Below are 26,648 nucleotides of genomic sequence, written 5' to 3'. Positions count from 1 at the left end.
GGAGCATAGCCGGCGCTATTTTATCTGCAAGATATTTTCGTAGGCATTTTCTGAGGGGGAGCCGGTAGGGGTCATTCATAGGGACCTGTCCGATCCTGGGGAAACGGGAATAACCTTAGAGCTATATGAGGTGGGGCTTTAGAATGCACCGCATAACTGTCCATTTGAAAGGATCGACATGCACAGGCATCAACCCGCACAACCGGCCATCGATCATCCACAAGTGGTGGAGGGCGTCGACATCGCACAGCGCGCCGACCTGTTCGCCAGATACCTGTCACCAACCGAATTGTGTCAGGTACGTCAGCGCATGCTGGACCATGCCGGCGACTGGGAAGTGCTCATCGAGCAGGCCGCGCAGCAGATGGCCGCCGGCGCGACGCCGCACGACACTGCAGTGCAGGATTTGGCGCGTCGCTGGGCCGCGCTGTTTCGCGCCTCCTATGCAGGCGATAACGCGGCGCTGGATGGAAAAGTCCGCAGTGCGTTTGCTCACGAACCCGGGCTGTCGGCAAATATCGATATCGGACTGACCGTCTTCATGCAGCGGGCATTAATGCATCTGCATCGGCCGTCCGTCATCCCGAATGGAGTCCGCGACGACATCCCAAAACCGAGTGCGCGCATGACCGCCACGCTGCGGGCCGCGCACCAGTTGCTCGACATGCCGCTGATTCTGGACGACCCGCTGGCCTTGGCGATCCTGGGCCCGACACAGGAGGCCGAGATGCGTGCCGATCCCGATCGCCACAGCAATCCGGTTTCCAACGTAATGCGTGCCACTATGGCGGTGCGCAGCCGGCTGGCTGAGGACAGTTGGTTACAAGCGCAGCGTCAAGGAGTGCGCCAGTACGTAATCTTGGGCGCCGGGCTCGATACCTTCGCCTACCGCACCGGTTCGCCTCAGGATGCGCATCTGTTCGAAGTCGACCTGCCGTCCATGCAGCGCTGGAAACGCGACTGCCTGAGGACGGCGGGCATCGAGGAGCCATCCCACCTGCGCTATGTCCCGATTGATTTCGATCAAACAACTTTGGAGCAAGGGTTGCTTGCATCCAGCTTCAATCCTGATCTGCCGGTCATCTTCTGCTGGCTGGGGGTGAGCATGTACCTGACTGCGGATGTCGTTCTGCATACCTTGCGTTATGTTGCCTCCTGCGCGCCGGGCAGCGGTATCGTGTTCGACTACTTGATGAAACCTGAGCTGCTCACGCTGAGCGAGCGCACCAGCCTGGAGATGATGGCGGCGGGATTGGCGGCGCAGGGCGAACCCCTTCAGAGCCATTTCGATCCCGAGATGCTTGAACATCTCTTGCGCCAGTTCGGCTTCCGGCAGATTGAGCATTTCGGACCGCAGTCGCTGAGCGAACGCTATTTGTCCGGTCGCAGCGACGGCCTGCGTTTGAACGAAGTGTTCCGCATGATTCGGGCAACCGTATGAGCTGGCCGAAAAGTGAAATGCGAGCATCATCTGCGCATTCGAGCCCGGGCACGACCAGGCGCTATACCGAACGCCGTCATTTGCCGCACCGGAGCTTCCAAAAATGACCCGCTGAGTTCGGTCAAAACCAGCATTCGCGTCAGACAGAAAACGGCCAGAAGCGATCGTTCAACCAAGGGGCAATGCGGTGACGGGGCGGCGTTTGATGTCTGCATTTCGGCCATAAGCCTGTCGACGCGCTCGCCTATTGACCCTGATCCAGGAGATTGATAGGGTTGCCTCTCTTTCAAAACGCCCTCCCGGTTCGCCGGGAGGGCGTTTTCGTTTTGGTTCCCCAACCACAAAGGAACCATGAAATGAAAGCACCCGTTGAAATCAGCTTCGGAGCTGACACCAGCTTAGGGTATGTGCGGTACGGCAATGGCCCCACTCACGTGCTGGTCATGCATGACTGGCTGGGCGATCACTCCAGCTACGACGCCGTCATGCCCTGTCTTGACGGCCACGCGTTTACCTATGTTTTCGTTGATGTCCGTGGCTACGGGCAATCCATTGAATTGGCTGGCGAATTTACGGTAGAGGAGATTTCCTCCGATTGCCTCATGCTCGCCGACCAGCTCGGTTGGACGCGCTTCCATGTGGTCGGCCATTCGATGACCGGGATGATCACGCAACGTCTTGCGGCGGACGCTCCGTCTCGCGTCGCGAGCGCGATAGCGGTGTGTCCCGTTTCTGCCGCTGGCAATCGGTTGAGTCCAGAAGCCCTGGCGTTCTTTGCCAGCACGATAGAAGACGACGAGGCCCTTCGGCGTCTGTTCAAATTCGTGACCGGAGGTCTCTCCGATGGGTGGGTTGATCTCAAGGTCCAACAAAGCCGCGACACGGTCTCACCTGCCTGCCGGGCGAGTTACCTCGAAATGCTGATCACAGCAAATTTTGTTGATGACGTTCGAGGCCTTGAAACACCGTATTTGGTTATTGTCGGCGACAAGGATCCCGGACTTGATTGCGCGGCTATGGCGCGCACCTTTCTGGCGTGGCATCCGAACGCGGAACTGCACGTTATCCCCAACTGCGGTCACTACCCGATGCAGGAGTGCCCGCCTTATTTCGCAACCGTTATCGAGAGTTTCCTGAAGCGCAACACCGGTTGACCTGAATGGCGCCGGGAAAACTGATGGTGTTCACGCCAGAGCGGTTGGCCTGCTTGGTGCCGTTCTTGATGATGTGGGCGACCCGCTCGAGATATTGCTTCATGAGTTACCTGGGCCCTTTGAATGCAGGGCGCGAGCCCTGTCATTCGAATTTAAAGCGCGGCGCTTTTGCTCGCCGGAGCGCGGTTATACGCCAGCCAGATCAAGATCAGGCCGCCGATGATCATCGGCAGGCACAGTACCTGACCCATGGTCAGCCAGTTCCACGCCAGATAGCCGAGCTGGGCGTCGGGTACCCGGACGAACTCGACGATGAAGCGGAAGATTCCGTAGAACAACGCGAACATCCCGGACACCGCCATGGTGGGCCGCGGTTTGCGCGAGAATAGCCAGAGGATAGCGAACAGCGCGACGCCTTCCAGCGCGAACTGATACAGCTGCGACGGGTGACGCGCCAGTTGCAACTCATCGGTTGGGAAAACCATCGCCCAAGGCACGTCAGTCGCCTTGCCCCACAGCTCGGCATTGATGAAGTTGCCAATACGCCCGGCACCCAGGCCAATCGGCACCATTGGCGCGATGAAGTCCATCAGCTCGAAGAACGACTTGCCGTTGCGCTTGCCGAACCACCAGGCCGCCAGCATGACCCCGATAAAGCCGCCGTGGAACGACATACCTCTTTTCCACACTTCGAGGATCAGGGTCGGGTTGGCCAGATAGGTATGCAAATCGTAGAACAACACATAACCCAGTCGACCGCCGAGAATAACCCCCATCGACATCCAGAAGACCATGTCGGAGAGTTTCTCCTTGGTCCAGGTCGGGTCGAAACGGTTCATTCGGCGCAACGCCAGCAGCCAGGCACCACCGATACCGACCAGGTACATCAGGCCGTACCAGTGGATTTTCAGTGGGCCAATGACCAGGGCCACCGGGTCAATCTGCGGGTAATGCAGCATTGCGACTCCTCGTTAGTCCGGCTTCGTAGCCTGCTCGGAACGCTTACGCTGGAAGGCTTGTAACGACTCACTGACCCACCGGCCCCCTGCGAGTTTGCGCGCAAGATCCTGTTCCTGGTTTGGAGGTGCCAGGTCAGGGGGGGCGCGCGACAGCTTTCAAAAGTCTTCCAGGTCATTTTGGTACGCACGGCGAGTGCGCGTGTTATCCAGAAGCCGCTTGGTGTTCATTTTTATCACATCCTTTGGAACGCTTCTCTCGGCGCGGTCACTCAGGTGTAAGGATGTCGCCGCTCATACCGGGGTCATTTGCATTCTTCCAGCTGCCGATCACTAAGAGGACATGCCATGGATACGCCTAATGTACGTGCAAGCCGCGAGCTGACTCGTGTACCTGATGAGATACAGCAGGAAGCAACGCAACAGGCCTCTCACTCTCCTGACCTCGGCGCTATCGGGTTAGCGATGAGCACGCGGCTTCAAAACCATTTCGAGGCTCACCTTGAAACAGAAGCGGGCGCCGATCAACCCGCTGCCCCTGCTTCAAGCGCCCGCAACGCGGAGCTGAACGCCATTCGCGATGACCGTGCTCAACGGTTGGAGGCAGGGGGCTATAACGTCCATGACATGGAGAAGGCGGAAAAAAACGCGGCCAGGGCCGACAGATTGTTTGCGTCAATAAAGTCAGGGATGGGGGGGACGCCCTTTGCGGCGCTTACCGAGGCAGGAAATTTCCAGCCGTCCATCCTCCAGGTAGCGGGCCAGCATGCCAATACCGTACGCGAAGCGGCTATAGAGAACGCCATGGCATGCTTGTATGCCGGTATGGCGGATGCTGGCGGTAACAAGATGATCGCGGGCTTCAAGCCTGGTTATTACCTTAAGCCCGAGAGCAATACGCTGCACCCGGCGCTTCAAGCATCAGTGGCGGAAAAGCTGCTGGCGTTGGACAAAGGTCCATTGCGTAATGCTTTTGACGAAGCCAATAAGTGGCTTACCGGGTTTGCCGTACGTAATACGGCAATGTACGCGTCAACGCTTGCCATGACGGCTGCTGGCAAAGAGCACCTGGATGCAGTCCTGCAGCCTGCGCTACGACCGGTCACGGCTATCATCGTGGGCATGGCAATCGAGCATTACAATGTGAGCCGCGATCGCACTAACCATTTAGCTGACCCTGCGATGCTCTATGGTCGTCGCGATGCTGTGCCGCAAGGGCAGGCTCATAAGCCTATTGATCAAGATACCGAATGGCTGGATGACTTCAGGACGTTAAAGGATCTCGATGCCACTGCCCTGGTCAAGATGGTCTCCGCGCGGCTGGGTGAAGGCGCGGCTACGGCTCTGAATGCGGTCATCAGCGGCGAAGCCTTGAAAGAGATAGCAGACCCGGTCAGTGTCTTGGGAAATGGTCTGTTGATTGGCGGTTTTTCTGCCATGGGCGCGGGTACGGCCGCCACAGCCAACTTGGCCAAGTCGAAGGAGCTGGGAAAAATGGCGGCTACCGCAGCCTCGGAGGGTGTAAAAAACGTATTGGGTACCCTGGCTTTCGGGCTGTGGGCAGCTGGTGCCTCGCTAGGTGGATCATTGCCGAAAAAAGCCGTCGCTGCTGTCGATGCCCATGTACCAAAAGCAGTAGAAGGGGGCGCAGATGCAGCTGGCAGGGTGGCGGTCAAGGGCGGTGAGCTTGCAGTCAAGACATCGCTCAGCGGCGCCAGATTTGCCAAGGAGACAGCTGTTTCAGCAACCCACCACACAAAAAGTGCAGCCCAAGCGGTAGGGGATGGAGTCATTGGCGTTGCCAGCGCCATTGGCACCACCTCCCAATCGGCCTGGGACAAAAGTGTGGGCGCCCTGAGGCAACGCGCCGCGGCTACCTCACAAAGCCAAGCCGTTCATGGTCAGGGCGTGCCTATGCAGCCGCTCGCAGCTACGCAGGTCCAAGCATCGTCCTCAGCACCCGCGCGTCCGCCTGCTCAGGATGATGGCGATATCGTGTAGCAGCCTTTCTCGTCGAGAGAAACGTCATTGAAAAGTATGTGGCTGGCGACGATCGTTGTATGCGACGGCCGGTTCGACAACGGTTGCTGTCCTCGACGCGGCGAGCTTCTGGATCACGGGTTATTTTAGCAGGCGTTGAATTCGCCGCAGGCATGACCGCGAGTGTTGAGATCATCCCGCTTTGAGGCTTTTGTGCTTTTCAGCCAGCCAATCAATCAGGGGAGGGCACGCCCCTCTAAAATCTCGAATCCGTCGTCGATGGGGGCGTAACCAACAACTTCTCGGGTCTTATCAATGGAAAGGCGCTTGTATCTATTGTCTGATACGCCATGAACCACATGGAACCCGTTCAGCTCTGCATCCACGCAACTTCTAAGCAACGCTACGACATCCCTCTCGCTGATAAACGCAGCTACATCTCTGTGGCTGTGAGTCTCTCCATGCTGAAACTCGGCTACGTTTGCAATGCGGACTGCAATGGTTGTCATTTGACCATCGTTTGCATACATCGATGCGAGAGCCTCCCCAAATGCTTTGCTGACCCCATAAAGATTTCCTGGCCTGGGCGACATATGTTCATGTACCTGGACGTCCATCGGGTAACCCTCAATGGCTTGGGCACTGCTCGCAAATATGAACCGCCTGCAACCTTGTGCCTTCGCGGCGAACAGCATGTTGTAGGTGCCAACAATATTTACAGGCAGGAGGGAAGTCATGAAGTTAGCGTCTGGACTCGGGTCGGCAGCTAGATGAATCACGGTGTCGATGCCGTCGCAGGCCTCAAGGCAGCTTGACTGATCCCTGACATCAAGAGAGAAACTTTGTGCGGATTTCGGAAATTTCTGTACGTCTATATCAGCAAGACGCAAATCCAATCTATCGGCTTGCGCTGTCCAAAAAGCAGTGCCAATCCGACCCGCCGCACCTGTGACTAGAATTTTTCGCACGCTCATGTGTATGTGTCCTTACCGTTAAGCTGAATTGAGCATTTGGGATCAGCAGTGCCTGATACATGTCGCACCGATCAAGGTGGGCGGTGGGGGCCGGTCGATAGCGCTTCAGAAACTTCGGCCCGCGCCGACTCAGGTGGTGTCGGCTACAGTTCCTTGTAACCACAGGAATGTATCACGACCGCCACGGAATATTGATCATGACGAAACGCCCTCCGTTCCAATCGCTTGGCTGCGCCGAATGCCGCAACCACGAGGCGTTGGGGTTTGACTTCACCATGGCCTTCCAGCCTGTTTTCAACGTCCGGACACACGCTGCGTTTGCTTATGAGGCGTTGGTCAGAGGTGTCAATGGCGAATCGGCTGGCTACATCCTGGGGCTCGTGAACGACAGCAACCGCTACCGATTCGACCAGGCCTGCCGGGTGAAAGCCATCGAGGAAGCCGCAAGGCTGGGCCTGCTGGAGATTCCCGATTGCTTGCTGAGCATTAACTTCCTGCCCAACGCCGTATACCGGCCAGAGACGTGTATCCGGGCCACCCTGGAAGCGGCGCGCCTGACCCACTTTCCGCCAGAAAGGCTCATGTTCGAAGTGACCGAAGGCGAGAAGGTGGTAGACCCTGAGCACCTCAAATCGATTTTCGTGGAGTACGAGCGCCAGGGTTTCATTACTGCCGTCGACGATTTTGGCGCGGGCTATTCGGGCCTTAACCTGCTGGCCATGTTCCAGCCGCAGGTGCTGAAGATTGACATGGCACTGACCCGAGGCATCGATCAAGACTCGGTCAAACAAGCGATCGTCGAAGGCATCATCCTGGTCGCCAGGCGCTTGGATATCCTGGTCATCGCCGAAGGTGTCGAGACCCGTGAAGAAAGCTCGACGCTTCTAGGCATGGGGATCGAGCTGATGCAGGGATATTTGTATGCAAGGCCCGAGGTCGATCATCTCCCGGCCGGATGCTTTGACTTGGGTTGACGTGTCCAAGCCCTTCATCATGTTTCCTGATGGGTGTGAACACTGCCAGTCCGTTGCCCATTCGCCATTCACCGCATTGTGTCCATGGTATTCGATGGGCCATTATCGGGCCTCGACATAAGGACACGTCCCATGCCCACGCCTGTACTTCACCTCTTGTGCGGTAAAATTGCTTCGGGAAAATCCACGCTGGCCCGATCGTTAACGGCTGAGCATTCAGCCATTTTGTTGAGCGAAGATCACTGGCTTTCAAGGCTCTACCCTGATCAGATCAAATCGGTAGCGGATTACATCCTGCATGCGCACCGGATCCGGGATGTCCTGGGGCCGCTGGTCATCGACATGCTCTCGACGGGGACTCCCGTGGTTCTCGATTTTCCTGCCAACACTCCAGCAGATCGTCATTGGCTACGCAGCCTGGCTGACGCTGCGAAAGTCCCTCACTGTGTTCACTACATCGAAGTGGAAGATGACATCTGCCGTCAAAGGCTGCACCACAGGAATGCGCGTGCCGAGCATGACTTCGCAGCCAGTGATGCTGAATTCGATCTGATCACGAGCTACTTTCGTGCACCAGACCAGGCGGAAGGGCTGGATGTGGTCATGCACCGAACGTGACCCGTTGAAAATGTCGGGGCATCAAAGGTGGGTTTGCGGCTCGCGAAATACAGGGCATTGACTTCATAGGTTCGCTACGGCAGGGGTCCTTCACGATGCCATCCAGTTATCCAAGAAATCCGTGTGTATGTCTGTGGATAACCGCGCTGAGGCCAGGTAGGCAGAGCGTTTTAACGGGTGCTCAAAAAATGTACAGGCAGATTGGTATCATCCCGCCGTAGGCCATTGAATTTAAACAGGGCGCTGAAAACGGGGATCACCTTGCATGCATGTTCATCGACTCCATTCGAGAAGTGGCGAGCTTGGCAGCTGGAATGTCTGACAACAAAAAGCCCGTGCATGACGGGCTCTTTGTATGGGGTCAAATCCTTTTGTCTGTTCAATCTGTGCTTCGTATTGTAGGTATTTCGTGAAAAGCATGTTGCGGGGCGAAATAATCGGCATTTAGTCGGACTGCGAAGCCAGCTCGGTCTCCACCCAGAACGGGGCGGACGACGATATTGAGCACCGGCCCGCGTTCGCTTACCCAGGTGTTGTAGCCCGGTATGACCTTGTGAGGCGCTCAGTTGGCTGAAATCCTTCCATGGCCGCGCGAAGCGGGCGCGTTGAGACTATGCTCATTGCCACTGCAGGCAATGTACTGGTTTCACTTGTCGTCCACCAAGGAAAGGAGTCTGTATGTGTCTGATTCTTCATGCCCGGTTCTATTATCTGAATGGTCGAATGCGCAGTCTGGTAACGCGTGTCCATCGGCGTATTTCGATCGCCCACAAAATCTTCTGGCGCTTGGCCGGCTGCGTGACCGGGCTGGCGCTGGTTGCTGTCAATCCAGCCCACGCTGCCGACGGCGGCATCGCCGGCGGCCCTACCGCAAGCTATAGCATTGCCTTCAGCAACTCTTACGCGGGCAGCGATTTCCGCAAGGTGATGGTGCGCAACTGGCAGGAGATTGCGTTCCAGGCGCAAAAGGATGGCTTGATCCGCGAGGCTCCGGTGGTCAGTGCCAATAACTCGGCATCGGAACAAGCGGCCCATATCCAGGAAATGATCGTCAAGGGTGCCAACGCCATCGTCATCCTGGCCGCGTCCGATACGGCCCTCAACGGGGTGATCCGCGATGCCTGCAACGCCGGCATCGTGGTGGTCGTCATGGCCAGCCTGGTCACCGAACCCTGCGCCTATACCGTGGACTACAACTGGTCCGCCATGGGCCGCGTGGAAATGGACTATATCGCCGGGCGCCTCAAGGGGAACGGAACGCTGCTGGAGATTCGCGGCATTGCCGGCGATGCCACCGACAAGAACATCAGCGACGGCATTCGCAAGGCCGCTGGCGACTATCCAGGCCTGAAGTTCGCCAAGACTGTATATGGGAACTGGACGGCTTCTGTCGCACGCAAGGAGGTGGCGCTGGCGCTGCCGTCGCTGCCCAGCATTGATGCCGTCGCGACTCAGGGCGGCGACGGTTATGGCGCGGCCATGGCGTTCAAGGCGGCGGGACGCCCTTTGCCGATCATCGTGATGGGGAACCGTCAGGACGAACTCGCCCTGTGGAAACAGGAGCGCGATGCCAATGGCTACGAGACCGTTTCGGTCTCCGCTTCCCCGAGCGTCTCCCAGGTGGGTTTCTGGGTGGCCCAGCAGATTCTGGCGGGCAAGCAGGTGCCGAAGTTCGTCGAGGTACCGCTGGTACGCATCGATGCGAAAGACCTGGACACCTGGCTCGCCACGATGCCGGTGGGCGGCGCTGCCAATCCTCTCTACAGCCAGGCTTCCGTTGCGGCGATGATCGACGCGGCCATCAGCAATGTGGCGGCGCCGAAGCCTTTGCCGGAGGTGACGAAGCAGTAGTGGCAGGCGTGGAGCGAGGAGGCGTGGCGCCATGTTGACATTCAAATCCTCCACGGACAGGCCCATTGCCGTCAGGATTGGCCTGGCGGTCGCCGCGCTGGTGTTCCTGATGCTGGTGGTATCGCTCGTTAACCTCTATGGCCTGCGAGGCATGGTGCGTGCGGTGGATTCCGCCAGCCATTCCGCGGAAATTCTGGCCTCGGTCAACGGGGCCACCGGGCGGGTGGAAAACTTCATCGCCACCCGCGACCAGGAAAGCCTGTCCCAGGCCGAAGGTATGGTGGCGACGGCTATCGCCGGCCTCACCGCCATTCCGGTGGCAGAGGCGCAATCGCTCAAGGGCAGTCTGCAAAGGCTCGCCGCGGCAATCGCCACCTTGCGAGCGGCGACCCTGACCATGGATGGCGAAACGGAGAACATGACAGCCCATTACGGGCGGATGCGAGAGGCGACGATCCTCGTCGAACAGGGCATCGCCGATGGACTGAAGGGGATTGATGCCCGCGCCGCTGAGCACGAGGCGCGGGTGAGCGACATCGAAAGTGCCCATCGCATTCTGGATATCCTGCGCGACGGCGAGCGGATCATCATCGTCAATGTGGCCAAGGTGCTGGTGTCCGGTGATGGGGCGGCCGTCACCGCGGCGCGCAACGCCTGCGCGGCACTCCCGCCGGTGGTCGAGCAATTGCGCGAGTTGATGGAGGCGCCGCAGGAGCGAGCGACTTTGGACCAGTTGGCGACGGCGGTCGCTGGTGTCAGCGAGGCGGTCGAGCACCTTGGCGAGGCGCCCAAGCTCCGGGGAGACGAGGCTTTGCGGCATCTGGCCGCTGTCGAGGGTGTGGTCGAGCGCCTCGATGCCATGCTGGGTGAAGTGGACGAGCATGTTTCCCGTGACGAAAATGACATTCAGGCAGCAACCGGCTTGTTGCACAACGCAGCCGCGTTGTCCAAGCGTTTTGCCGAGCGTGTTGCCACCCTGGAAGCGCAGACCTTGTCGTTTCGCCTGTCACCGTCGGCCGAGGTTGCCGGCTCGGTCGGCGGCATCCTCGACGAGCTCTCCCGTCTCGCGCGCGTTCTCCCTTCGTCCGTGGGGTTGCAAGCCAAGGCTACCCCCCTGACTGTCAGCGACCAAATTGCCGGCTACCGGGCGGCATTCGCCCGGTTTAATCAGGCGAGCAACGCCTTGAGCGGCGCGCGCGACCAGGTTCGCAACGAGGCACGAAGCGCCGGCCTGTTGGTGGCGCGCTTCGCAGGCCAGGCGCGCTCCGACGCCTTGATCCACAATGATCGCGGCATGCTTGCGACGATCGTTGCCGGTACCGTCGCCATCCTGCTGGCCGGCGCCATCGCCTGGAGCACGTCGCGATTCATCGCCCAGCCCATCGTGGCCCTGGCCTCGGTCATGCGCCGGCTTGCGGCCGGCGACCTGAACGCCGAGATCGCCAGCGCCGAACGCGGCGATGAAATTGGAATCATGACCCGCGCGGTACGGGTGTTCCAGGAGAATGCCCTGCGCATCCGGGTGCTGGAGGCCGAGGCCGAAGCCGAGCGACAGCAAGTCCAGGCCTCTTTGGAGAGAATGGTCGCCGAGCGGACCGACACGCTGCACCACCAGACCGAGGTGCTGGAGGCGCAGGCCATCGAACTCATTCAGGCGCGCAACCAGGCCGAGACGGCTAACCAGGCAAAGAGCGATTTCGTGGCCACGGTCAGCCACGAACTGCGCACCCCCCTGACCCTCATTCTCGCTCCCCTGGAGCAACTCTCGGCGGCGACCACCCCGCCGGCGGACTGGCATGTGCAAGTCGACCGCGCCCAGCGCAACGCGCTGCGCCTGATGAACCGGGTGAACGACATCCTCGATTTCTCCAAGGCCGAAGCGGGCAAGTTCGAGTTGTGTCCGATGCCAGTTGACTTGAGCAAGACGGTGGGTGTGCTGGCCGAGGATGCCGCCATGGTGGCCGAGGGCAAAGGCTGCACCTTGACCTGCAGCATCGATCCCACGCTTGGCACGGTGTTCCTGGACCCCCGACACTTCGAGAAGATTCTCCTCAACCTGGTGAGCAATGCCATCAAGTTCACGCCCGCTGGCGGCACCGTGCACCTGGCAGTGACCGCGATTGATGGCGAGCGATTCGAGCTCGCGGTGCAAGACTCGGGGATTGGCATTGCGCCTGACAAACTGCCGTTGCTGTTCCAGCGTTTTTCCCAGATCGACAATTCCGCCACACGCCATTACAGCGGCACCGGCATCGGTCTCGCCCTGGTCAAGGATCTGGTCAAACTGATGGGGGGCGAGGTGGGCGTCAACAGCGAGCCCGGGCAGGGCTCGTGCTTCTTTGTTCGACTTCCGCTGGGGGCTGAGCAAAACACCGTACCGACCGAAACCAGCAATATGCACGAGCGATCGTCACCGAGCACAGCAAGCACAACCGAGCAGCGCCACCTGCGTTTCGACGACGGTCGCCTTGGCGGTCGCAACGATCAAGCTTCGACGCAAGGCGCAGACGACGAGCAGCACCCGGAACACGCCTTGCGATCCAAGGTGCTGGTAGTCGACGACAGTCCGGAAATGCTTGGCTATCTCCGCGAGCTGTTGCGCGACGACTACAGCGTCGCCACCGCAACTGATGGAGAGCAGGCCTGGGCACTCCTGCAGCTCCACCCCATCGATGTCGTCGTCTCGGATGTGATGATGCCGAAGCTCGACGGCTTCGGCCTGACAGCCAGGATCAAGGCCAGCGCCGGTTTTGCCCATTTGCCTGTGATCCTGGTGACCGCCCGCGGCGGTAGCGAGGCCTGCGTCTCCGGGCTGGAGAGTGGCGCCGATGACTATATCGCCAAACCCTTCTCGCCGCTGGAGCTCAAGGCTCGCGTACGCGCGGCGCTGCGCATGAGCCAGGTGCAAACCGAACTGAATGCAAAATCCCGTCAGGCGGGCATGGCCGAAATCGCCACGACTGTGCTGCACAACGTCGGCAACGTCCTCAACAGCGTGAACGTATCGGCAGAACTGGTCAGCAGCCAGATGCGCACCTCCAAAGCCCAGGGGCTGGGCAAGGTGGCGCAAATGATGAGCGAACACGTCCATGACCTGAGCGATTTTCTCACCAAAGACCACAAGGGAAAGATGCTGCCCGATTACCTGCTCAAGCTGGCGAAAGTGGTGGCGCAAGAGCAAGAGGGCATCATCGAAGAACTCGTGCAACTCACCAAGGGCATTGACCACATCAAGACCATTGTCGCTGCCCAGCAGTCCTATGCCGTCGCCGTCAGTATTGTCGAGACAGTGCCGGTCGCAGAGTTGATCGACGATGCCTTGCGCATGAGTGCTGGATTACTGGCGCGCCAGGAAGTGACGGTGGTCAAGGACATTGCCGACTTGCCCCTGCTGCCCCTGGACCGGCACCGGATGCTGCTGATCCTGGTGAACCTGATCAACAATGCCAAGCAGGCGTTGGACGGCGTGATCGATCGCAGCCGATGCGTCACGTTCAGCGTGTCTCTCGCTGACGGGGCAGTATTGCGTATCGCGGTGGCCGACAACGGCAATGGGATTGCGCCTGAGCACTTGGCGCGGATCTTTTCCCATGGCTTCACGACGCGCAAGGACGGTCACGGTTTCGGCCTGCACAGCTGCGCGCTGGCCGCGCAGGAAATGGGTGGCAGCTTGACCGTGCGCAGCGACGGGGCCGGACAGGGCGCAACCTTTATCCTCGATATTCCCCTTGATGCGCCGCTGAGTAAGCGGTGAGCGCCGAACCGGCATATTCTACGGGTCGATGCCGGGCTGACCGGTGTCTCAAAGGGGGATGTGGGTTGTCGACAGGACCTGGCGCAAGCCCATGAACGAGCGAATCTGGCGAACCCCGGGCAGGTAGAGCAATTGCTCCGCGTGGAGCCGGTTGAAACTGTTGCTGTCCTTGGTGCGCAGCAACATGAAGTAGTCGAACTCCCCCGTCACCACATGGCACTCCATGCAGCCGGACACTTTTTGTGCGGCCGCCTCGAATGCGGCGAAGGATTCCGGTGTGGAGCGGTCCAGCACCACGCCGATCAAGACCACCATCCCCGCATCCAGCGCTTCATTGTCCAGCAGCGCGACGATGTCCTTGATCAGGCCGACCTGCTTGAGCCGTTCGACGCGCCTGAGGCAGGCCGGGGCACTCAATTTCACCTTCTCTGCAAGCGCCACGTTGGAGATGGAGGCATCTCGTTGCAGGGTCTTGAGAATGGCGCGGTCGGTTCGATCCAGTGGATGCGGCACGGGGTCTGCGGTGCCTGGCTTCTTGTGGATATTTGTTGCTTTCATATCGATTTCTACACAATAAAAGTATGTTTTGTGTGGTATTCGGAAAGTTATGTTTCTTTATGTGATGGAAACTTGCAACACATATTTTTCGGATTCTTCTTAATATTGAACTCATCGAAGCCCCCCCTGAAAGAGCCTGGAATGCGGCCTTTTCCCTTTCGGCCTGGCGCTTGGATATCCAATATCAAGGAGCAGAGTCATGAACCTGAATCGTTTTGAACGTTATCCATTGACCTTCGGTCCTTCGCCCATCACGCCCTTGAAGCGCCTCAGTCAACATCTGGGGGGCAAGGTCGAGCTGTATGCCAAACGTGAAGACTGCAACAGCGGCCTGGCCTTTGGTGGGAACAAGACGCGCAAGCTCGAATACCTCATTCCTGAAGCAATCGAGCAAGGCTGCGATACGCTGGTCTCCATCGGTGGCATTCAGTCGAACCAGACCCGCCAGGTCGCTGCCGTCGCTGCCCACTTGGGCATGAAGTGCGTGTTGGTGCAGGAAAACTGGGTGAACTATTCCGACGCGGTGTATGACCGCGTCGGCAACATCGAGATGTCGCGAATCATGGGCGCTGATGTGCGGCTTGACGCTGCTGGCTTCGATATTGGCATTCGGCCAAGTTGGGAAAAGGCCATGAGCGATGTCGTGGAGCAGGGAGGCAAACCGTTTCCGATTCCGGCGGGTTGTTCCGAGCACCCCTACGGCGGCCTCGGTTTCGTCGGCTTTGCCGAAGAGGTGCGGCAGCAGGAAAAAGAACTGGGCTTCAAGTTTGACTACATCGTGGTCTGCTCGGTGACCGGCAGTACGCAGGCGGGCATGGTTGTCGGTTTCGCGGCTGACGGTCGTTCGAAGAATGTGATTGGTGTCGATGCTTCGGCCAAGCCGGAACAGACCAAGGCACAGATCCTGCGCATCGCCCGGCACACGGCTGAGCTGGTGGAGTTGGGGCGCGAGATTACGGAAGAGGACGTGGTGCTCGATACGCGTTTTGCCTACCCGGAATATGGCTTGCCGAACGAAGGCACACTGGAAGCAATCCGACTGTGCGGCAGCCTTGAAGGCGTGCTGACAGACCCGGTGTATGAAGGTAAATCGATGCACGGCATGATTGAAATGGTCCGTCGTGGCGAATTCCCTGAAGGCTCCAAAGTGCTTTACGCACACTTGGGTGGGGCGCCGGCGCTGAACGCCTACAGCTTCCTGTTTCGTAACGGCTAAGCCTAGAACTGCTTGGAGTTACCTATGGAGCCCCTGTGGGAGCGAGCTTGCTCGCGATAGCGATTTGTCAGTTACCCCCGTAGGCACTGAACCAACGCAATCGCGAGCAAGCTCGCTCCCGCAGGGGATTGTGTCAGCCAGGCTCAGGAATCACGCTGGGAGTACCACCATGCATGCGATATCGCAGTCTGCAATCTGGGTGAAAGAACCGCTGGCGGATACCGGGGTCGTCATCGTGACCAGCGCCGCGTTGCCCAAGTACATGATCGACAAGTTGCACATGGCGATCGACGACTGGGACCAGGTTGCTTATCTGGTGGTCCAGCAATCCAGGGCGTTTATGCTCGACTGGTTGCAGTTTGGGTCCAACCCGATAGATGCAGCGCCGGCGACCACCTGTCGGGCCAGCCAACTGCTGCGCGGCGTATCCAAAGGCTGCTTTTTACTGGATGTCGAAGTCAGCCCGATACCCCGTCTCACCTGGCTGGGATCAGTCTGCGGTCACCCACTGCGTGTCCTCAAACTGGAAGACGCAGCTTCCCATGCAGCGATCGATAAACAGGTGGAAGAGATTTTATCGGTGACCCGGACACTGGTGAAAAGCGGGTTGCAGGAACGCTGTTTCAGCTAGCAAAAGTCATCGCCATTCATGGCTGAATTGATTACCCCAATAGAAAGGCCAAACCCATGAGCCGATCTGCCGACTGTGGTTCTAAAACCATGAAGTGGATGCGTGAACCTTCGAGCTGTACCCGCATCGTTGTCATCGTGTCCGCAATTGACAGTGATCATATTGACCTGATGCATCATGGGTTCAGCTGTTTTGACAATATCGCGCTTGTACAGGTTGAACCTTCGGATACAGGGGCTGACAGGTGCGTTGAAGTACACGTAGCGGGGTGTGATTACAGCTTTCTCGTTTGCGGTGAACTTGAAGAGTACCTGTTGAACAATCTTCCCATTGGCAATCCGTGCATCTACCAGATAGGGCAAGACAGCTGGGCCGAGCGCTCCGTCATTGACGCGGTAGAGCAGGTCAAAAAACTCGCCCGATTGAGCTATTCGCGCCACCTAGAAGCGTTGCCCGACATTTGCAGGAGATGCCCATGAACCTGTCCGATATTCATGCCCAATGGCTGGGCCAGACCACTGAAGTTGCTCAAGAAGTTGCTGAATGGCGGGACGCCTTGCTGTCGGTTATCGCCCATAGCGGCACGGCACAGGCCAAACAGATTCTCGACATGCTGGTGGCTGTGGCAAGCGCCTCGGACATCGCTTGGCGGCCGAGCCTTGGCACGCCTTACATCAATACCATCAGCGTTGAGTGCCAGCCGGTATTTCCAGGGGACCTGGCCATCGAAGAACGGCTGGCCTCGATCATGCGCTGGAATGCGTTGGCCATGGTTGCCAGGGCCAACTACGCCTATGGTGAATTGGGCGGCCATATCGCCAGTTATGCCAGCGCGGCGGATTTGTTCGAAGTGGGCTTCAACCATTTTTTCAAAGCGCGAACCGAAAGGAGCGGTGGTGATCTGGTGTTCTATCAGCCGCACTCGGCGCCAGGGGTCTATGCCCGGGCGTTCCTCGAGGGACGCCTGGAAGAACAGGATTTGCTGCATTATCGGCAAGAGATCGGCGCGCGCGCCAAGGGTGCCCGAGGTCTGTCGAGTTACCCGCATCCTTGGTTGATGCCGGACTTTTGGCAGTTTCCGACGGGCTCCATGGGTATTGGTCCGATCAGCTCGATCTACCAGGCGCGCTTCATGCGTTACCTGGAGCATCGAGGCCTGCAAGACACCTCCGGGCGAACCGTCTGGGGTGTGTTTGGCGACGGGGAAATGGATGAGCCCGAAAGCATGTCGGCACTGACGCTGGCCGCGCGGGAAGGGCTGGATAATCTGGTCTGGGTGGTCAATTGCAACCTGCAACGGCTGGACGGGCCGGTTCGTGGCAATGGTCGCATCATCGACGAGCTGGAGGCGTTGTTTGGTGGTGCAGGCTGGAACGTCATCAAGCTGGTTTGGGGCTCCGATTGGGACGGTTTGTTTGCGCGCGATGCGGATGGCGCGCTGGTCAAGGCGCTATCCAGCACCGTCGATGGCCAGTTCCAGACGTTCGCGGCAAAAGACGGGCGCTTTAACCGTGATCATTTCTTTGGCCAGAACGAGGCATTGGCGCAGTTGGCACAAGGCCTGACCGATGAACAGATCGACCGCCTGAAACGTGGCGGTCACGACATGGTGAAGATCTTCGCCGCCTATCAAAGCGCGCTGCTCGAAGGCAAGAAACCCACCGTGATTCTGGCGCAGACCAAGAAGGGCTTCGGCATGGGCGATGCCGGGCAGGGCAAGATGACCGTGCACCAGCAGAAGAAGCTCGACAGGGAGGCGCTGATCGCGTTCCGCAATCGTTTCAACCTGCCGTTGACCGATGAACAGGCCGCCTCGTTGAGCTTCTTCAAGCCCGATGAAGACAGCGCTGAAATGCGCTATCTGCACGAGCGTCGCCGTGCATTGGGCGGCTACATGCCATCGCGTCCTTCGACTGCCGAATCATTGGCGGTGCCTGACGTCAGCAGCTATGGCGCGTTTGCCATTGCTGCCGAAGGCAAGGAAATGTCCACCACCATGGCGTTCGTTCGAATGCTCAGTGGTCTGCTGCGGGACAAACAACTGGGCCCGCGCATCGTGCCGATCGTGGCGGATGAAGCGCGGACGTTCGGCATGGCCAGCCTGTTCAAGCAGATCGGTATTTATTCCAGCGTGGGGCAGCGATATGAGCCGGAAGACATCGGTTCGATCCTGAGCTATCGAGAAGCGCTGGACGGCCAGATTCTCGAAGAGGGCATCAGCGAGGCAGGGGCGATCAGTTCCTGGGTTGCAGCGGCGACCAGCTATTCGGTGCATGGCTTGCCGATGCTGCCGTTCTACATCTACTACTCGATGTTCGGCTTCCAGCGCATCGGCGACCTGATCTGGGCGGCGGCGGATCAACGGGCCCGCGGTTTTTTGCTCGGGGCCACCGCCGGCCGCACGACATTGGGGGGCGAAGGTCTGCAGCACCAGGACGGCAACAGTCATCTGATGGCGGCGATGGTCCCCAACTGCCGTGCCTACGATCCGGCATTTGCCGGCGAGTTCGCGGTGATCCTGGATCACGGCATGCGTCAGATGCTGGAGCGTCAGGTGGACGAGTTTTATTACGTCACCTTGATGAACGAGAACTACCCGCAGCCCAACCTTCCTGAAGGCGTCGAACAGGCGATTATCAAGGGCATGTATCGGTTCGCCCGGCATGAAGTCGAGGGTGCGCGTGGAAGTGTCCAGTTGTTGGGTTCCGGCGCCATCCTGCGCGAAGTGATTGCCGCCGCCGAGTTGCTGGCCTGCGATTGGGACATCGACAGTCAGGTCTGGAGCGTTACCAGCTTTACCGAGTTGGCACGTGATGCCCGTGAAGTGGAACGTTGGAATCGACTGCATCCTGGAGAGCCTTCGCGCCGTAGTCATGTCCAGGTGTCGCTTAATGACTCGGCGCCGATCATTGCCTGCACGGACTACGTTCGCGCCGTGCCGCAGTTGATCGCCAGTTATCTCGATGTCCGGTACACGGTACTCGGGACCGACGGGTTTGGCCGTAGCGATACCCGCGACCAGTTGCGCAGGTTCTTCGAAGTGGATCGCCACCAGATTGTCTTGAGTGCGCTGACTGCCCTGGTGCACAAAGGGCACCTCGACGCCAGTGTGTGTGCGCAGGCCATTGAGCGGTACGCCATTGATGTGGATGCGGTGGCCCCTTGGGATGCTTGATTTCAGGGGGGGTATATCCGTTGCTGCGGTAACGGCGGCTTATGGTTCCGCTCTTACAGCGGGTTACTTTCGAAAAGCCCGGAAGCCGGCCCAGTCGAAAGTAACCAAAGCGCTTCTGCCCCACCACTTGGCACCTCGCCTAGGCTCGGTGTGCCCTCACTCCGGCATTCATGCCGAGGTGCCCACTGCGCAATGCCTGCGCTCGGCCAGCGTGGTTAACGGGGCGCCGAGATCAACGTCCACCGCGAGGCGGCCTGATAGCCGACCTGGTTCTTGGTGGGACCGTATTTCTCCTGTGGGAGCGAGCTTGCTCGCGAAGGCGGTGTGTCAGTTTGCGGTGATGTTGGATGTGCTGGCCTCATCGCGAGCAAGCTCGCTCCCACAATGTTTGCCGTTGATCAAACTGTGGCGTGAGGGTTGGGTAGCTTTTGTGGCGAGGGAGCTTGCTCCCGCTTGAGTGCGCAGCGCTCATCGCTTTTTTGGGGCCGCTGCGCGACCCAGCGGGAGCAAGCTCCCTCGCCACAGGACCGAGCTATTCCCAAGACATTACCGCAAACTGACCCTCCGCCTTCGCGAGCAGGCTCGCTCCCACAATGGGATCGGAGTACGACAGGGAGAGCCAGGTCGGCTACCAGGCCGCCTCGCGGCGGGCCCACGGAGCAATGCCTTCGTTCAGGCATGCCGAGCCTAGGCGAGGCACCGAGTGGTGGGGCAAAGCGCTTTTGGTTACTTTTGGCTGGTCCGGCTCCCGGCTCTTCCAAAAGTGACCCGCTGTAAGAGCGGAACCATAAGCCGCCGTTACCAAAAAAACGGATATACACACCACCCGTCCAGAAAAACGCGAACAGATTTCCCCCCCAAAAAAGCCTCAACTACCCTAGCCAACCGCCAGAATAGTCGCCACCAACGCCAGAGCCCGAGGCACCAGCGTATCCAGTTCCAGGTATTCCCGATCGGTATGAACCTTGCCACCCACCGGCCCGAGACCACACAGCGTCGGAATGCCCAGGCTGGCAGTGAATCCAGAGTCGGCGCAACCGCCAGTGAATTCGCCTTCAACGCTGAAACCCAGCGCCAGGGCCTTTTGTTGGTAGATGTGCAGCAGCCGTTCGCTGTGACGGGCTTCCATCGGTAGAAAGGTAGTCGCTTCCTTGAGGATGGCGCGGGTGCCGATCAGTTCTTCTTCGGCGACGATGCCCAGGATTGCGGTAAAGATCTGATCCCAGTGCTCGAGTTCGATGAAGCGCACGTCCAGCCGGGCACAGGCGCTAGGCGCGACGGTATTGCTGGAGGTACCACCGGATATCAGGCCAACATTGGTCGTGATGCCTGCCGCGTAGTTGGTCAAGGCATGCAGCTTGACGATCTTGCGTGCCAGGGCTTCGATGGCACTGGCGCCGTCGGCATGGTTGACCCCGGCATGCGCCGCGCGGCCGCTGACTTCGATGATCAGCGTGGCGCCGCCTTTGCGTGCGCTGACCACATTGCCGCTGGCCCGGCCGGGTTCGGTATTGAGCACGGCACGCGCGCCACGGGCGGCTTTTTCGATATGGGGTCTGGCGCTGCCGGAGCCGATTTCTTCGTCTCCGGTGTACAGGACCTGCACCGGATAGGGCAACTGACCGGCGCGCTTGAGTGCCTTGAGCGCGAAGCAATTGAGCACCAGGCCGCCTTTCATGTCGGCGACGCCAGGGCCATAGGCGAGGTTGGCGTCGCGGCTGTAGCCGCGAGTCGTGGTGGTGCCTTTGGGGAACACCGTGTCGCGATGGCCCAGCAACAGCACCGGCTTTCCAGAGGCGCCTGGCACTTCGGCGAGCATCACGTCGCCAAAACCATCGACCGGCATGCGCTTGAGCAGGATGCCGTCGGCTTCCAGTTCCGCCGCGAGCAGCGCGCCCACCGCGTCGACGCCCGCCTTGTCATAGCTGTTGGAGTCGGTGTCGACGATACGCTGCAGCAGCGCTTCCATGGCGTGGCGCTGGCCGGCAAGCCAGTCCAGCGCCTGTTGTGGCGAGTCGCTCATTGCGCCTGCTCCCGCAACTGATGCTCCTGGGTCAGGCGTGCCGCGTCGTTGCCCAGGTCCCAGAACAGACCGGCCATGATTTGCAGGCTTTCCTTGACCACCGGTGCCAGCAGGTGCTCGTTCGGCGCATGTTGCGAGCAGGCCGGGTACGAGTGCGGCACCCACAATGTTGGCAGGCCGAGTACGTCCGCGAACACGTCGTTGGGCAGCGAGCCCCCGAGGTTTGGCAGCAGCGCAGGTTTTTTGCCGGTGGTCTGTGTCAGAGAGCTGAGGGCCCAATTGACCCACGGGCTTTGCGGGTCCAGCCGAGTGGCATGCATCACATCGATGCGGCTTTGCTTGACCTCGACATTGCTGAAGCCATGAGCATCCAGGTGGGCACGAACAGCCGGGATGAAGGTCGTGTAGTCGCTGTTCACGACGAAGCGGATATGGCAGTGGGCGTTGGCCTTACCGGGGATCGCATGCACGGGGGCGTCCGGGTTGCCGGTCTTGAAGGCGATGATGTCGAGGGTGTTCCAGCCGAATACTTTTTCGCTCAGCGAGAGCTGCGGGTTACCCCAGTTGGCGTCGATGTCCGGATCGCCCGGCCCGCCACCCACGTCAATATCAGCCAGCGCCTGGCGAACCGGCTCCGGCAGTGTCTCGGGCATCAGACCCGCAACTTTCACCCGACCGTGTTCATCGACCATGCTTGCGATGGCATTGGCCAGAATGATGCCAGGGTTGGCCAGCAACCCGCCCCAGTTGCCAGAGTGATGGGCGCCTTCGCGCAAATTGACCACCAGCTCGAAGTTGAACACCCCGCGCGAGCCGAGAAAAATCGTCGGTCGTGATGCCGCCAGGCGCGGGCCGTCCGAGGCGATGAAAACATCCGCCGCGAGCTCTTCGCTGTGGGCGGCGCAGAACGCATTCAAGCCCGGCGAGCCTTCCTCTTCGCCCATTTCCAGCAGCAGTTTGACGTTGAAACCCAGCTTGCCGTCGCGAGCCTTGAGCGTCTGTTCCAGCGCGGTCAGGTTGATCAGGTGCTGGCCTTTGTTGTCCGCCGTGCCGCGACCGTACCAGCGATCGCCTTCGACCGTTACTTGCCATGGTGACAGGCCTTCACGCCATTGGGCTTCATAGCCGCGCACCACATCACCGTGGCCGTAGCTCAGTACGGTCGGCAGTTCTGGATGCTCAATGCGTGTGGCGATCATGAAGGGGCCGCGATCTGCCACCGGGTTGTCATAGATCTTGACGCTGAAGCCCATGGCTTCGACATGCGGGGTGATGAAGTCCTTGAGGTAGCGATACAACTCGGGCTGGCTGTCCGTTGCCTGGCTTTCGGTGGGCAAGGCGACGCTACGTTCGAGCAGATTGAAAAAGGCGCCGTTGTCGAATTGCTCTGTGGTGTTGCTGATGGCCAATGAACGACTCATGAGTGGACAAGCTCCAGTGTTTGGGCAGGATTGTCGTGAAGGTGGCAACGCACGTTGCCCCCGATAATGGAATCATTGGCCGGGTAGGCCGTTTTGCACGGTGCGAAGCAGCTCGGGCAGCGCGGGTGGAAAGCGCAACCGGACGGCGGTGACATCGGATTGGGAAAGGTGCCGTGCAGGCCGATATCGGGAATGCCCAGGTGCGGATCAGGCGTGAGCACCGAATCCAGCAAGGCGCGGGTATAAGGGTGGCCGGGTTCGGCGAACAACGATTCGCGCGTACGTTCTTCGACGATACGCCCCAGGTACATCACCGCTACCCGGTCGGCGAGGTGTTCGATGACCGCGAGGTTGTGGCTGATCAGCAGATAGGTCAGGCCGAATTCGCGCTTGAGGTCTTGCAGCAGGTTGAGAATCTGCGCCTGCACCGACACATCCAGTGCTGAGGTGGGTTCGTCGCAGATCAACACATCGGGGCGCATGATCAGCGCCCGTGCGATCGCGACTCGCTGGCGTTGTCCGCCGGACAGTTGGCTCGGGTAGCTGTCGATCACCCGCTTGGGCAGGCCGACCACATCAAGCATCGCTTCGGTCTTCTTGCGCCGCTCGGCAGGGCTGCCGATGTCATGCACGATCAGCGGCAGGGTAATGATTTCGCGCAGTGTCTTGCGTGGGTTCAGCGAGGAATACGGGTCCTGGAATATCGGCTGAATGTGCCGGGACATTGCCTTGCGATCAGTCGCCGCCAGATGTTTGCCATTGACCAGCACATCGCCGCTGGTAGGCGGCAGCAGACCGAGCAGTAGCTTGGCCAGGGTACTTTTGCCGCAACCGGACTCACCTACCAGACCGAGGGTCTCGCCCCGCATCAGGCGCAGAGAAACGCCATCCACGGCTTTCAGGGTGGCGGCGGGTTTGAAAAAGCCCTGGTTGATCCGAAACTCGCGGCGGATGTCACACAGTTCCAACGTGATGTCTTTTTTCATGACCGTGCACGCTCCTGAAGGCTAATCGGTGCGGGGGCCGGTGCGGCGAACAGGCAGCGCGCCATGTGTCCGTCCTGTTCGACTTCGGGGATGTTCTGCGCGCAGGTCGGTATCGCCTGAGCGCAACGATTGCGGAACGCACAACCTTGCTGTTCGCCTACCAGGCTCGGCACCAGGCCTGGAATCGAACCCAGCGCCTCACCCGGTCTGGTCTGGCCAGGGATTGGAATGCTGGCCAGCAGACCACGGGTGTACGGATGCTGCGGGTTCTCGAACAGTTGCAGGGCAGGGGCGGTCTCGACGATTTCCCCGGCATACATCACCGCGACCCGATCGGCGATCCGTGCCACCAGCCCAAGGTCGTGGGTGATGAAGATCACCGCCAGGCCGAGTTCTTTCTGAATGTCGCGAATCAAGCGCAGGATCTGCGCTTGAATGGTCACGTCCAATGCGGTGGTGGGCTCATCGGCGATGATCAGGTCCGGTTCGCACATCAACGCCATGGCAATGATCACCCGCTGGCGCAAGCCGCCAGACAGTTGATGCGGATACTGCCGCAAGCGCTCGGTGGCATTGCTGATGCCGACTTTCTCCAGCATCCGCCCGGCGCGAACCAGGGCCTCCTTGCGCGACACCTTGCGATGCCGGGTCAGCACTTCGCTGAGTTGATCGCCAATGCTGTAGGCCGGGTTCAGCGAAGTCATCGGTTCCTGGAAGATCATCGCCAGGCGATTGCCGCGCAGGTCGCACATGTGCCGTTCGCTCTGGCCGAGCATGTCGATACCGTCCAGCGTCAGCCGGGACGCAGTACGTTTGGCCTTGCGTGGCAACAGGTCCATCAGCGCCAGTGACGTCAGGGATTTACCGCAGCCGGATTCGCCGACGATGCACAGCATTTCACCGCGCTCGACTTCAAAGTTCAGGCCGCGCACAGCATGCAGCGTGTCATCCGGCGTTGGGCTGTTGCCCATGGGGATATCCACGCGCAGGTTTTCTACATGGAGTAGTGCCATGTTCGGTACCCTCTATTAGTTACGGCCGTCTATCAGCTACGGCCGTCGGGCAGGATCAGATCGCGCAGGCCATCGCCGACCAGGTTGATGCCCAGCACCAGAATCATCAGGGCGACGCCGGGAATGGCGATGACCCACGGGGAAAAGAACATGTAGGGTTTGCCTTCCGCGATCATCAAGCCCCAGGACGGCGTCGGCGGCTGCACACCCACCCCGAGGAACGACAGTGCCGACTCCAGCAGGATCGCGTGGGCCATTTCCAGCGTTGCGACGACGATCAGCGCGCCGACCAGATTGGGCAGGATTTCACTGACCAGAATGCGCAGGGTCGAGCAGCCTAGCGCCTGGGCCGAGGCCACATATTCAGCATCGCGAATCTGTTGCACCGAAGCCCTGACCACCACCGCGAAGCGATCCCAGAGCAGGCAGCCGAGCAGCACAATTACCACTTTCAGCGAGCCGCCCATCAGCGAGGCCGAGGCCAGCGCGACCATCACGACCGGCATCGCCAGCCGGGTGGTGATCAGGTAGCTGATGAACGCATCGACCTTGCCGCCGTAGTAACCCGCCAACAGCCCCATGACGGTGCCGATGAAGCCGGAAATAAGCGCCGCCGCAATGCCGATGAACAACGAGATACGTGCGCCGTAGAGCAGTCGAGACAGGTAATCACGGCCCAGCTTGTCGGTTCCCAGGACGTATTCCCAGGTGCCGTTGGCCATCCATACCGGCGGTTTCATACGCAGCATCACGTCTTGCGCATACGGGTCATAAGGTGCCAGCCACGGCGCGAAGAGTGCACCCGTGAAGATGATCAGCAACAACACCGTGCCGATGGCGAAACCACGATGACGAAAGCTCTTGCCAAGTACTCGGCTCAGGCTGCTGCGGGGTGGCAGGTAGTCATTGATCGCGAGGGTAGTGGGGGTGCTCATGTAAGCCTCCTAGCGCACGCGAATGCGCGGGTCGAGCAGTGCGTTGAGCACATCGGCCAGCAAGGTGAGGATGATGTAGATCACTGCGATGAGCAGGACCACGGCCTGTACGACCGGAAAGTCATCACGGGCGATGGCGTCCCAGGCGAGCTGTCCGATACCTTGCAGGGAGAACACGGTTTCGATCACTACCGAACCGCCGAGCATGAAGCCAAACTCCACCGCCGCCAGGGCGACGACCGGAATCAGGGCGTTGCGCAGTGCATGCTTGAACAACACGCGGGCCGGGCGCAGGCCCTTGGCGCGGGCGGTGCGGATGTAATCGGAACTGAGCACATCAAGCATGCCTGCACGGGTCAGGCGCATGATTGCCGGTGTCGCGTAGTAGCCCAAGGCAATGGCCGGCATGACGAAGTGCAGCATCGTCGAGTTGCCGGACACCGGCAGCCACTTGAGCGTCACCGCGAACACCACGATCAGCATCAGCGCAAACCAGAAACTGGGCATTGCCTGACCCAGCACCGCGATGCTCAAGGCCAGTCGGTCAACCCAGGTGTCGCGTTTGACCGCGGCCAGCACGCCCAGTGGAATCGCCACCAGCAAGGCGATAGCCAGCGCCATGGCGCCTAACCCGAGGGTGATCGGCAAGCGGCTGGCGACGAGGTTGTAGACCGATTCCTGAAAGAAAAACGAGTTGCCCAGGTCCAGCCGCAACAAATCGCCCAGCCAGTTGAAGTACTGGGTCGGTAGCGGTTTGTCCAAACCGTACTGCACGCGGATCTGTTCGATCTGTTCGCTAGTGGCTTCCGGCCCGCCAATGGCCGTGGCCAGGTCGCCGGACAGGTGCAAAAGAGAAAAACTGATCACCGACACGGTAATGGCAACGCAAATGGCGATGCCCAGACGGCGCAGAAGGAATCCAAGCATGGCAAGTTTCCTCATATCCAATGGATGACAGGTGTGAGGACGTGTCCGTGGCGCGGGTCAG

The 26,648-nt window shown here is 59.7% G+C and carries 20 protein-coding genes and 3 pseudogenes; 13 read left to right on the top strand and 10 right to left on the bottom strand.

What is annotated here, in order from left to right:
• Positions 1-178 precede the first annotated feature (178 nt).
• Positions 179-1,441 (top strand): class I SAM-dependent methyltransferase, encoded by a 1,263-nt coding sequence (locus tag AB4O09_RS19315; RefSeq protein ID WP_460053175.1) that lies wholly within the window; start codon positions 179-181, stop codon positions 1,439-1,441.
• Positions 1,442-1,797: 356 nt separating this feature from the next.
• Positions 1,798-2,595, top strand: coding sequence for an alpha/beta fold hydrolase (locus AB4O09_RS19310; protein ID WP_214509201.1), 798 nt, complete (start codon positions 1,798-1,800; stop codon positions 2,593-2,595).
• 4 nt (positions 2,596-2,599) lie between these two features.
• On the opposite strand, the pseudogene AB4O09_RS19305 reads toward AB4O09_RS19310, so the two are convergent.
• Positions 2,600-2,698: pseudogene (locus tag AB4O09_RS19305) on the bottom strand (thymidylate synthase); the annotation flags it as partial.
• Positions 2,699-2,747: 49 nt separating this feature from the next.
• Positions 2,748-3,554: a prolipoprotein diacylglyceryl transferase gene (lgt, locus tag AB4O09_RS19300; protein ID WP_460053176.1), complete on the bottom strand. Its 807-nt coding sequence runs from the start codon at positions 3,552-3,554 to the stop codon at positions 2,748-2,750.
• Between the two features lie 345 nt (positions 3,555-3,899).
• Here lgt and AB4O09_RS19295 point away from each other — a divergent pair, with 345 nt between their 5' ends.
• On the top strand, positions 3,900-5,552 hold the full coding sequence (locus tag AB4O09_RS19295; protein ID WP_460053178.1) for a RopAA-2: 1,653 nt from the start codon (positions 3,900-3,902) through the stop codon (positions 5,550-5,552).
• Between the two features lie 215 nt (positions 5,553-5,767).
• Here AB4O09_RS19295 and AB4O09_RS19290 read toward each other — a convergent pair whose 3' ends face one another.
• Positions 5,768-6,505, bottom strand: coding sequence for an NAD-dependent epimerase/dehydratase family protein (locus AB4O09_RS19290; protein ID WP_460053179.1), 738 nt, complete (start codon positions 6,503-6,505; stop codon positions 5,768-5,770).
• 197 nt (positions 6,506-6,702) lie between these two features.
• On the opposite strand from AB4O09_RS19290, the gene AB4O09_RS19285 reads away from it, so the two are divergent.
• The 6 genes and pseudogenes from AB4O09_RS19285 (at position 6,703) to AB4O09_RS19260 (ending at position 13,702) form a co-directional block, all read left to right on the top strand.
• Positions 6,703-7,479, top strand: a complete 777-nt coding sequence (locus AB4O09_RS19285; RefSeq protein ID WP_447800641.1) for an EAL domain-containing protein — start codon at positions 6,703-6,705, stop codon at positions 7,477-7,479.
• Between the two features lie 132 nt (positions 7,480-7,611).
• On the top strand, positions 7,612-8,097 hold the full coding sequence (locus AB4O09_RS19280) for an AAA family ATPase (RefSeq protein WP_460053181.1): 486 nt from the start codon (positions 7,612-7,614) through the stop codon (positions 8,095-8,097).
• Between the two features lie 678 nt (positions 8,098-8,775).
• Positions 8,776-9,948: a substrate-binding domain-containing protein gene (locus AB4O09_RS19275; protein ID WP_460053182.1), complete on the top strand. Its 1,173-nt coding sequence runs from the start codon at positions 8,776-8,778 to the stop codon at positions 9,946-9,948.
• A 31-nt stretch (positions 9,949-9,979) separates the two neighbouring features.
• Positions 9,980-12,292, top strand: a pseudogene (locus AB4O09_RS19270) (sensor histidine kinase); the annotation flags it as partial.
• A gap of 51 nt (positions 12,293-12,343) precedes the next feature.
• Positions 12,344-12,841 (top strand): annotated as a pseudogene (locus AB4O09_RS19265) (response regulator transcription factor); the annotation flags it as partial.
• On the top strand, positions 12,842-13,702 hold the full coding sequence (locus AB4O09_RS19260; protein WP_460108430.1) for a sensor histidine kinase: 861 nt from the start codon (positions 12,842-12,844) through the stop codon (positions 13,700-13,702).
• A 48-nt stretch (positions 13,703-13,750) separates the two neighbouring features.
• On the opposite strand, the gene AB4O09_RS19255 is transcribed toward AB4O09_RS19260, so the two are convergent.
• Complete coding sequence (locus tag AB4O09_RS19255; RefSeq protein WP_214509207.1) at positions 13,751-14,260, bottom strand: Lrp/AsnC family transcriptional regulator; 510 nt, start codon at positions 14,258-14,260, stop codon at positions 13,751-13,753.
• A gap of 199 nt (positions 14,261-14,459) precedes the next feature.
• Here AB4O09_RS19255 and AB4O09_RS19250 point away from each other — a divergent pair, with 199 nt between their 5' ends.
• The 4 genes from AB4O09_RS19250 to mdeB all read left to right on the top strand — a co-directional run bounded on the left by AB4O09_RS19250 (position 14,460) and on the right by mdeB (position 19,282).
• A complete protein-coding gene (locus AB4O09_RS19250) occupies positions 14,460-15,476 on the top strand; it encodes a 1-aminocyclopropane-1-carboxylate deaminase (RefSeq protein ID WP_053178893.1) in 1,017 nt (338 codons plus the stop codon).
• A 169-nt stretch (positions 15,477-15,645) separates the two neighbouring features.
• The gene (locus AB4O09_RS19245; protein ID WP_038856792.1) at positions 15,646-16,107 is read left to right on the top strand and encodes a hypothetical protein; all 462 of its coding nucleotides are present in this window, start codon (positions 15,646-15,648) and stop codon (positions 16,105-16,107) included.
• Positions 16,108-16,163: 56 nt separating this feature from the next.
• Positions 16,164-16,586, top strand: a complete 423-nt coding sequence (locus AB4O09_RS19240) for a hypothetical protein (protein ID WP_038856794.1) — start codon at positions 16,164-16,166, stop codon at positions 16,584-16,586.
• Complete coding sequence (gene mdeB / locus AB4O09_RS19235; RefSeq protein ID WP_038856797.1) at positions 16,583-19,282, top strand: alpha-ketoglutarate dehydrogenase; 2,700 nt, start codon at positions 16,583-16,585, stop codon at positions 19,280-19,282. Before AB4O09_RS19240 ends, mdeB begins: the two co-directional genes overlap by 4 nt.
• Positions 19,283-20,159: 877 nt before the next feature.
• Here mdeB and AB4O09_RS19230 read toward each other — a convergent pair.
• Genes AB4O09_RS19230 through AB4O09_RS19205 form a run of 6 tightly spaced genes read right to left on the bottom strand, consistent with a single transcriptional unit; the run spans position 20,160 to position 26,587 of the window.
• The gene (locus AB4O09_RS19230; protein ID WP_038855931.1) at positions 20,160-21,305 is read right to left on the bottom strand and encodes a M20 family metallopeptidase; all 1,146 of its coding nucleotides are present in this window, start codon (positions 21,303-21,305) and stop codon (positions 20,160-20,162) included.
• Positions 21,302-22,726: a M20 family metallopeptidase gene (locus AB4O09_RS19225; RefSeq protein WP_038855932.1), complete on the bottom strand. Its 1,425-nt coding sequence runs from the start codon at positions 22,724-22,726 to the stop codon at positions 21,302-21,304. The genes AB4O09_RS19230 and AB4O09_RS19225 overlap by 4 nt, the downstream gene beginning before the upstream one ends.
• The gene (locus tag AB4O09_RS19220) at positions 22,723-23,712 is read right to left on the bottom strand and encodes an ABC transporter ATP-binding protein (protein ID WP_038855933.1); all 990 of its coding nucleotides are present in this window, start codon (positions 23,710-23,712) and stop codon (positions 22,723-22,725) included. The genes AB4O09_RS19225 and AB4O09_RS19220 overlap by 4 nt, the downstream gene beginning before the upstream one ends.
• Positions 23,709-24,725: an ABC transporter ATP-binding protein gene (locus AB4O09_RS19215; protein WP_038855934.1), complete on the bottom strand. Its 1,017-nt coding sequence runs from the start codon at positions 24,723-24,725 to the stop codon at positions 23,709-23,711. Before AB4O09_RS19215 ends, AB4O09_RS19220 begins: the two co-directional genes overlap by 4 nt.
• A gap of 32 nt (positions 24,726-24,757) precedes the next feature.
• Positions 24,758-25,660, bottom strand: coding sequence for an ABC transporter permease (locus tag AB4O09_RS19210; RefSeq protein WP_038855935.1), 903 nt, complete (start codon positions 25,658-25,660; stop codon positions 24,758-24,760).
• Between the two features lie 9 nt (positions 25,661-25,669).
• The gene (locus AB4O09_RS19205) at positions 25,670-26,587 is read right to left on the bottom strand and encodes an ABC transporter permease (protein ID WP_038855936.1); all 918 of its coding nucleotides are present in this window, start codon (positions 26,585-26,587) and stop codon (positions 25,670-25,672) included.
• Positions 26,588-26,648 lie beyond the last annotated feature (61 nt).

Source organism: Pseudomonas sp. H1_F01 (assembly GCF_054681425.1).
Note: the sequence above shows the minus strand (reverse complement) of the source record. Positions and strands in the feature narration are given on the sequence as shown.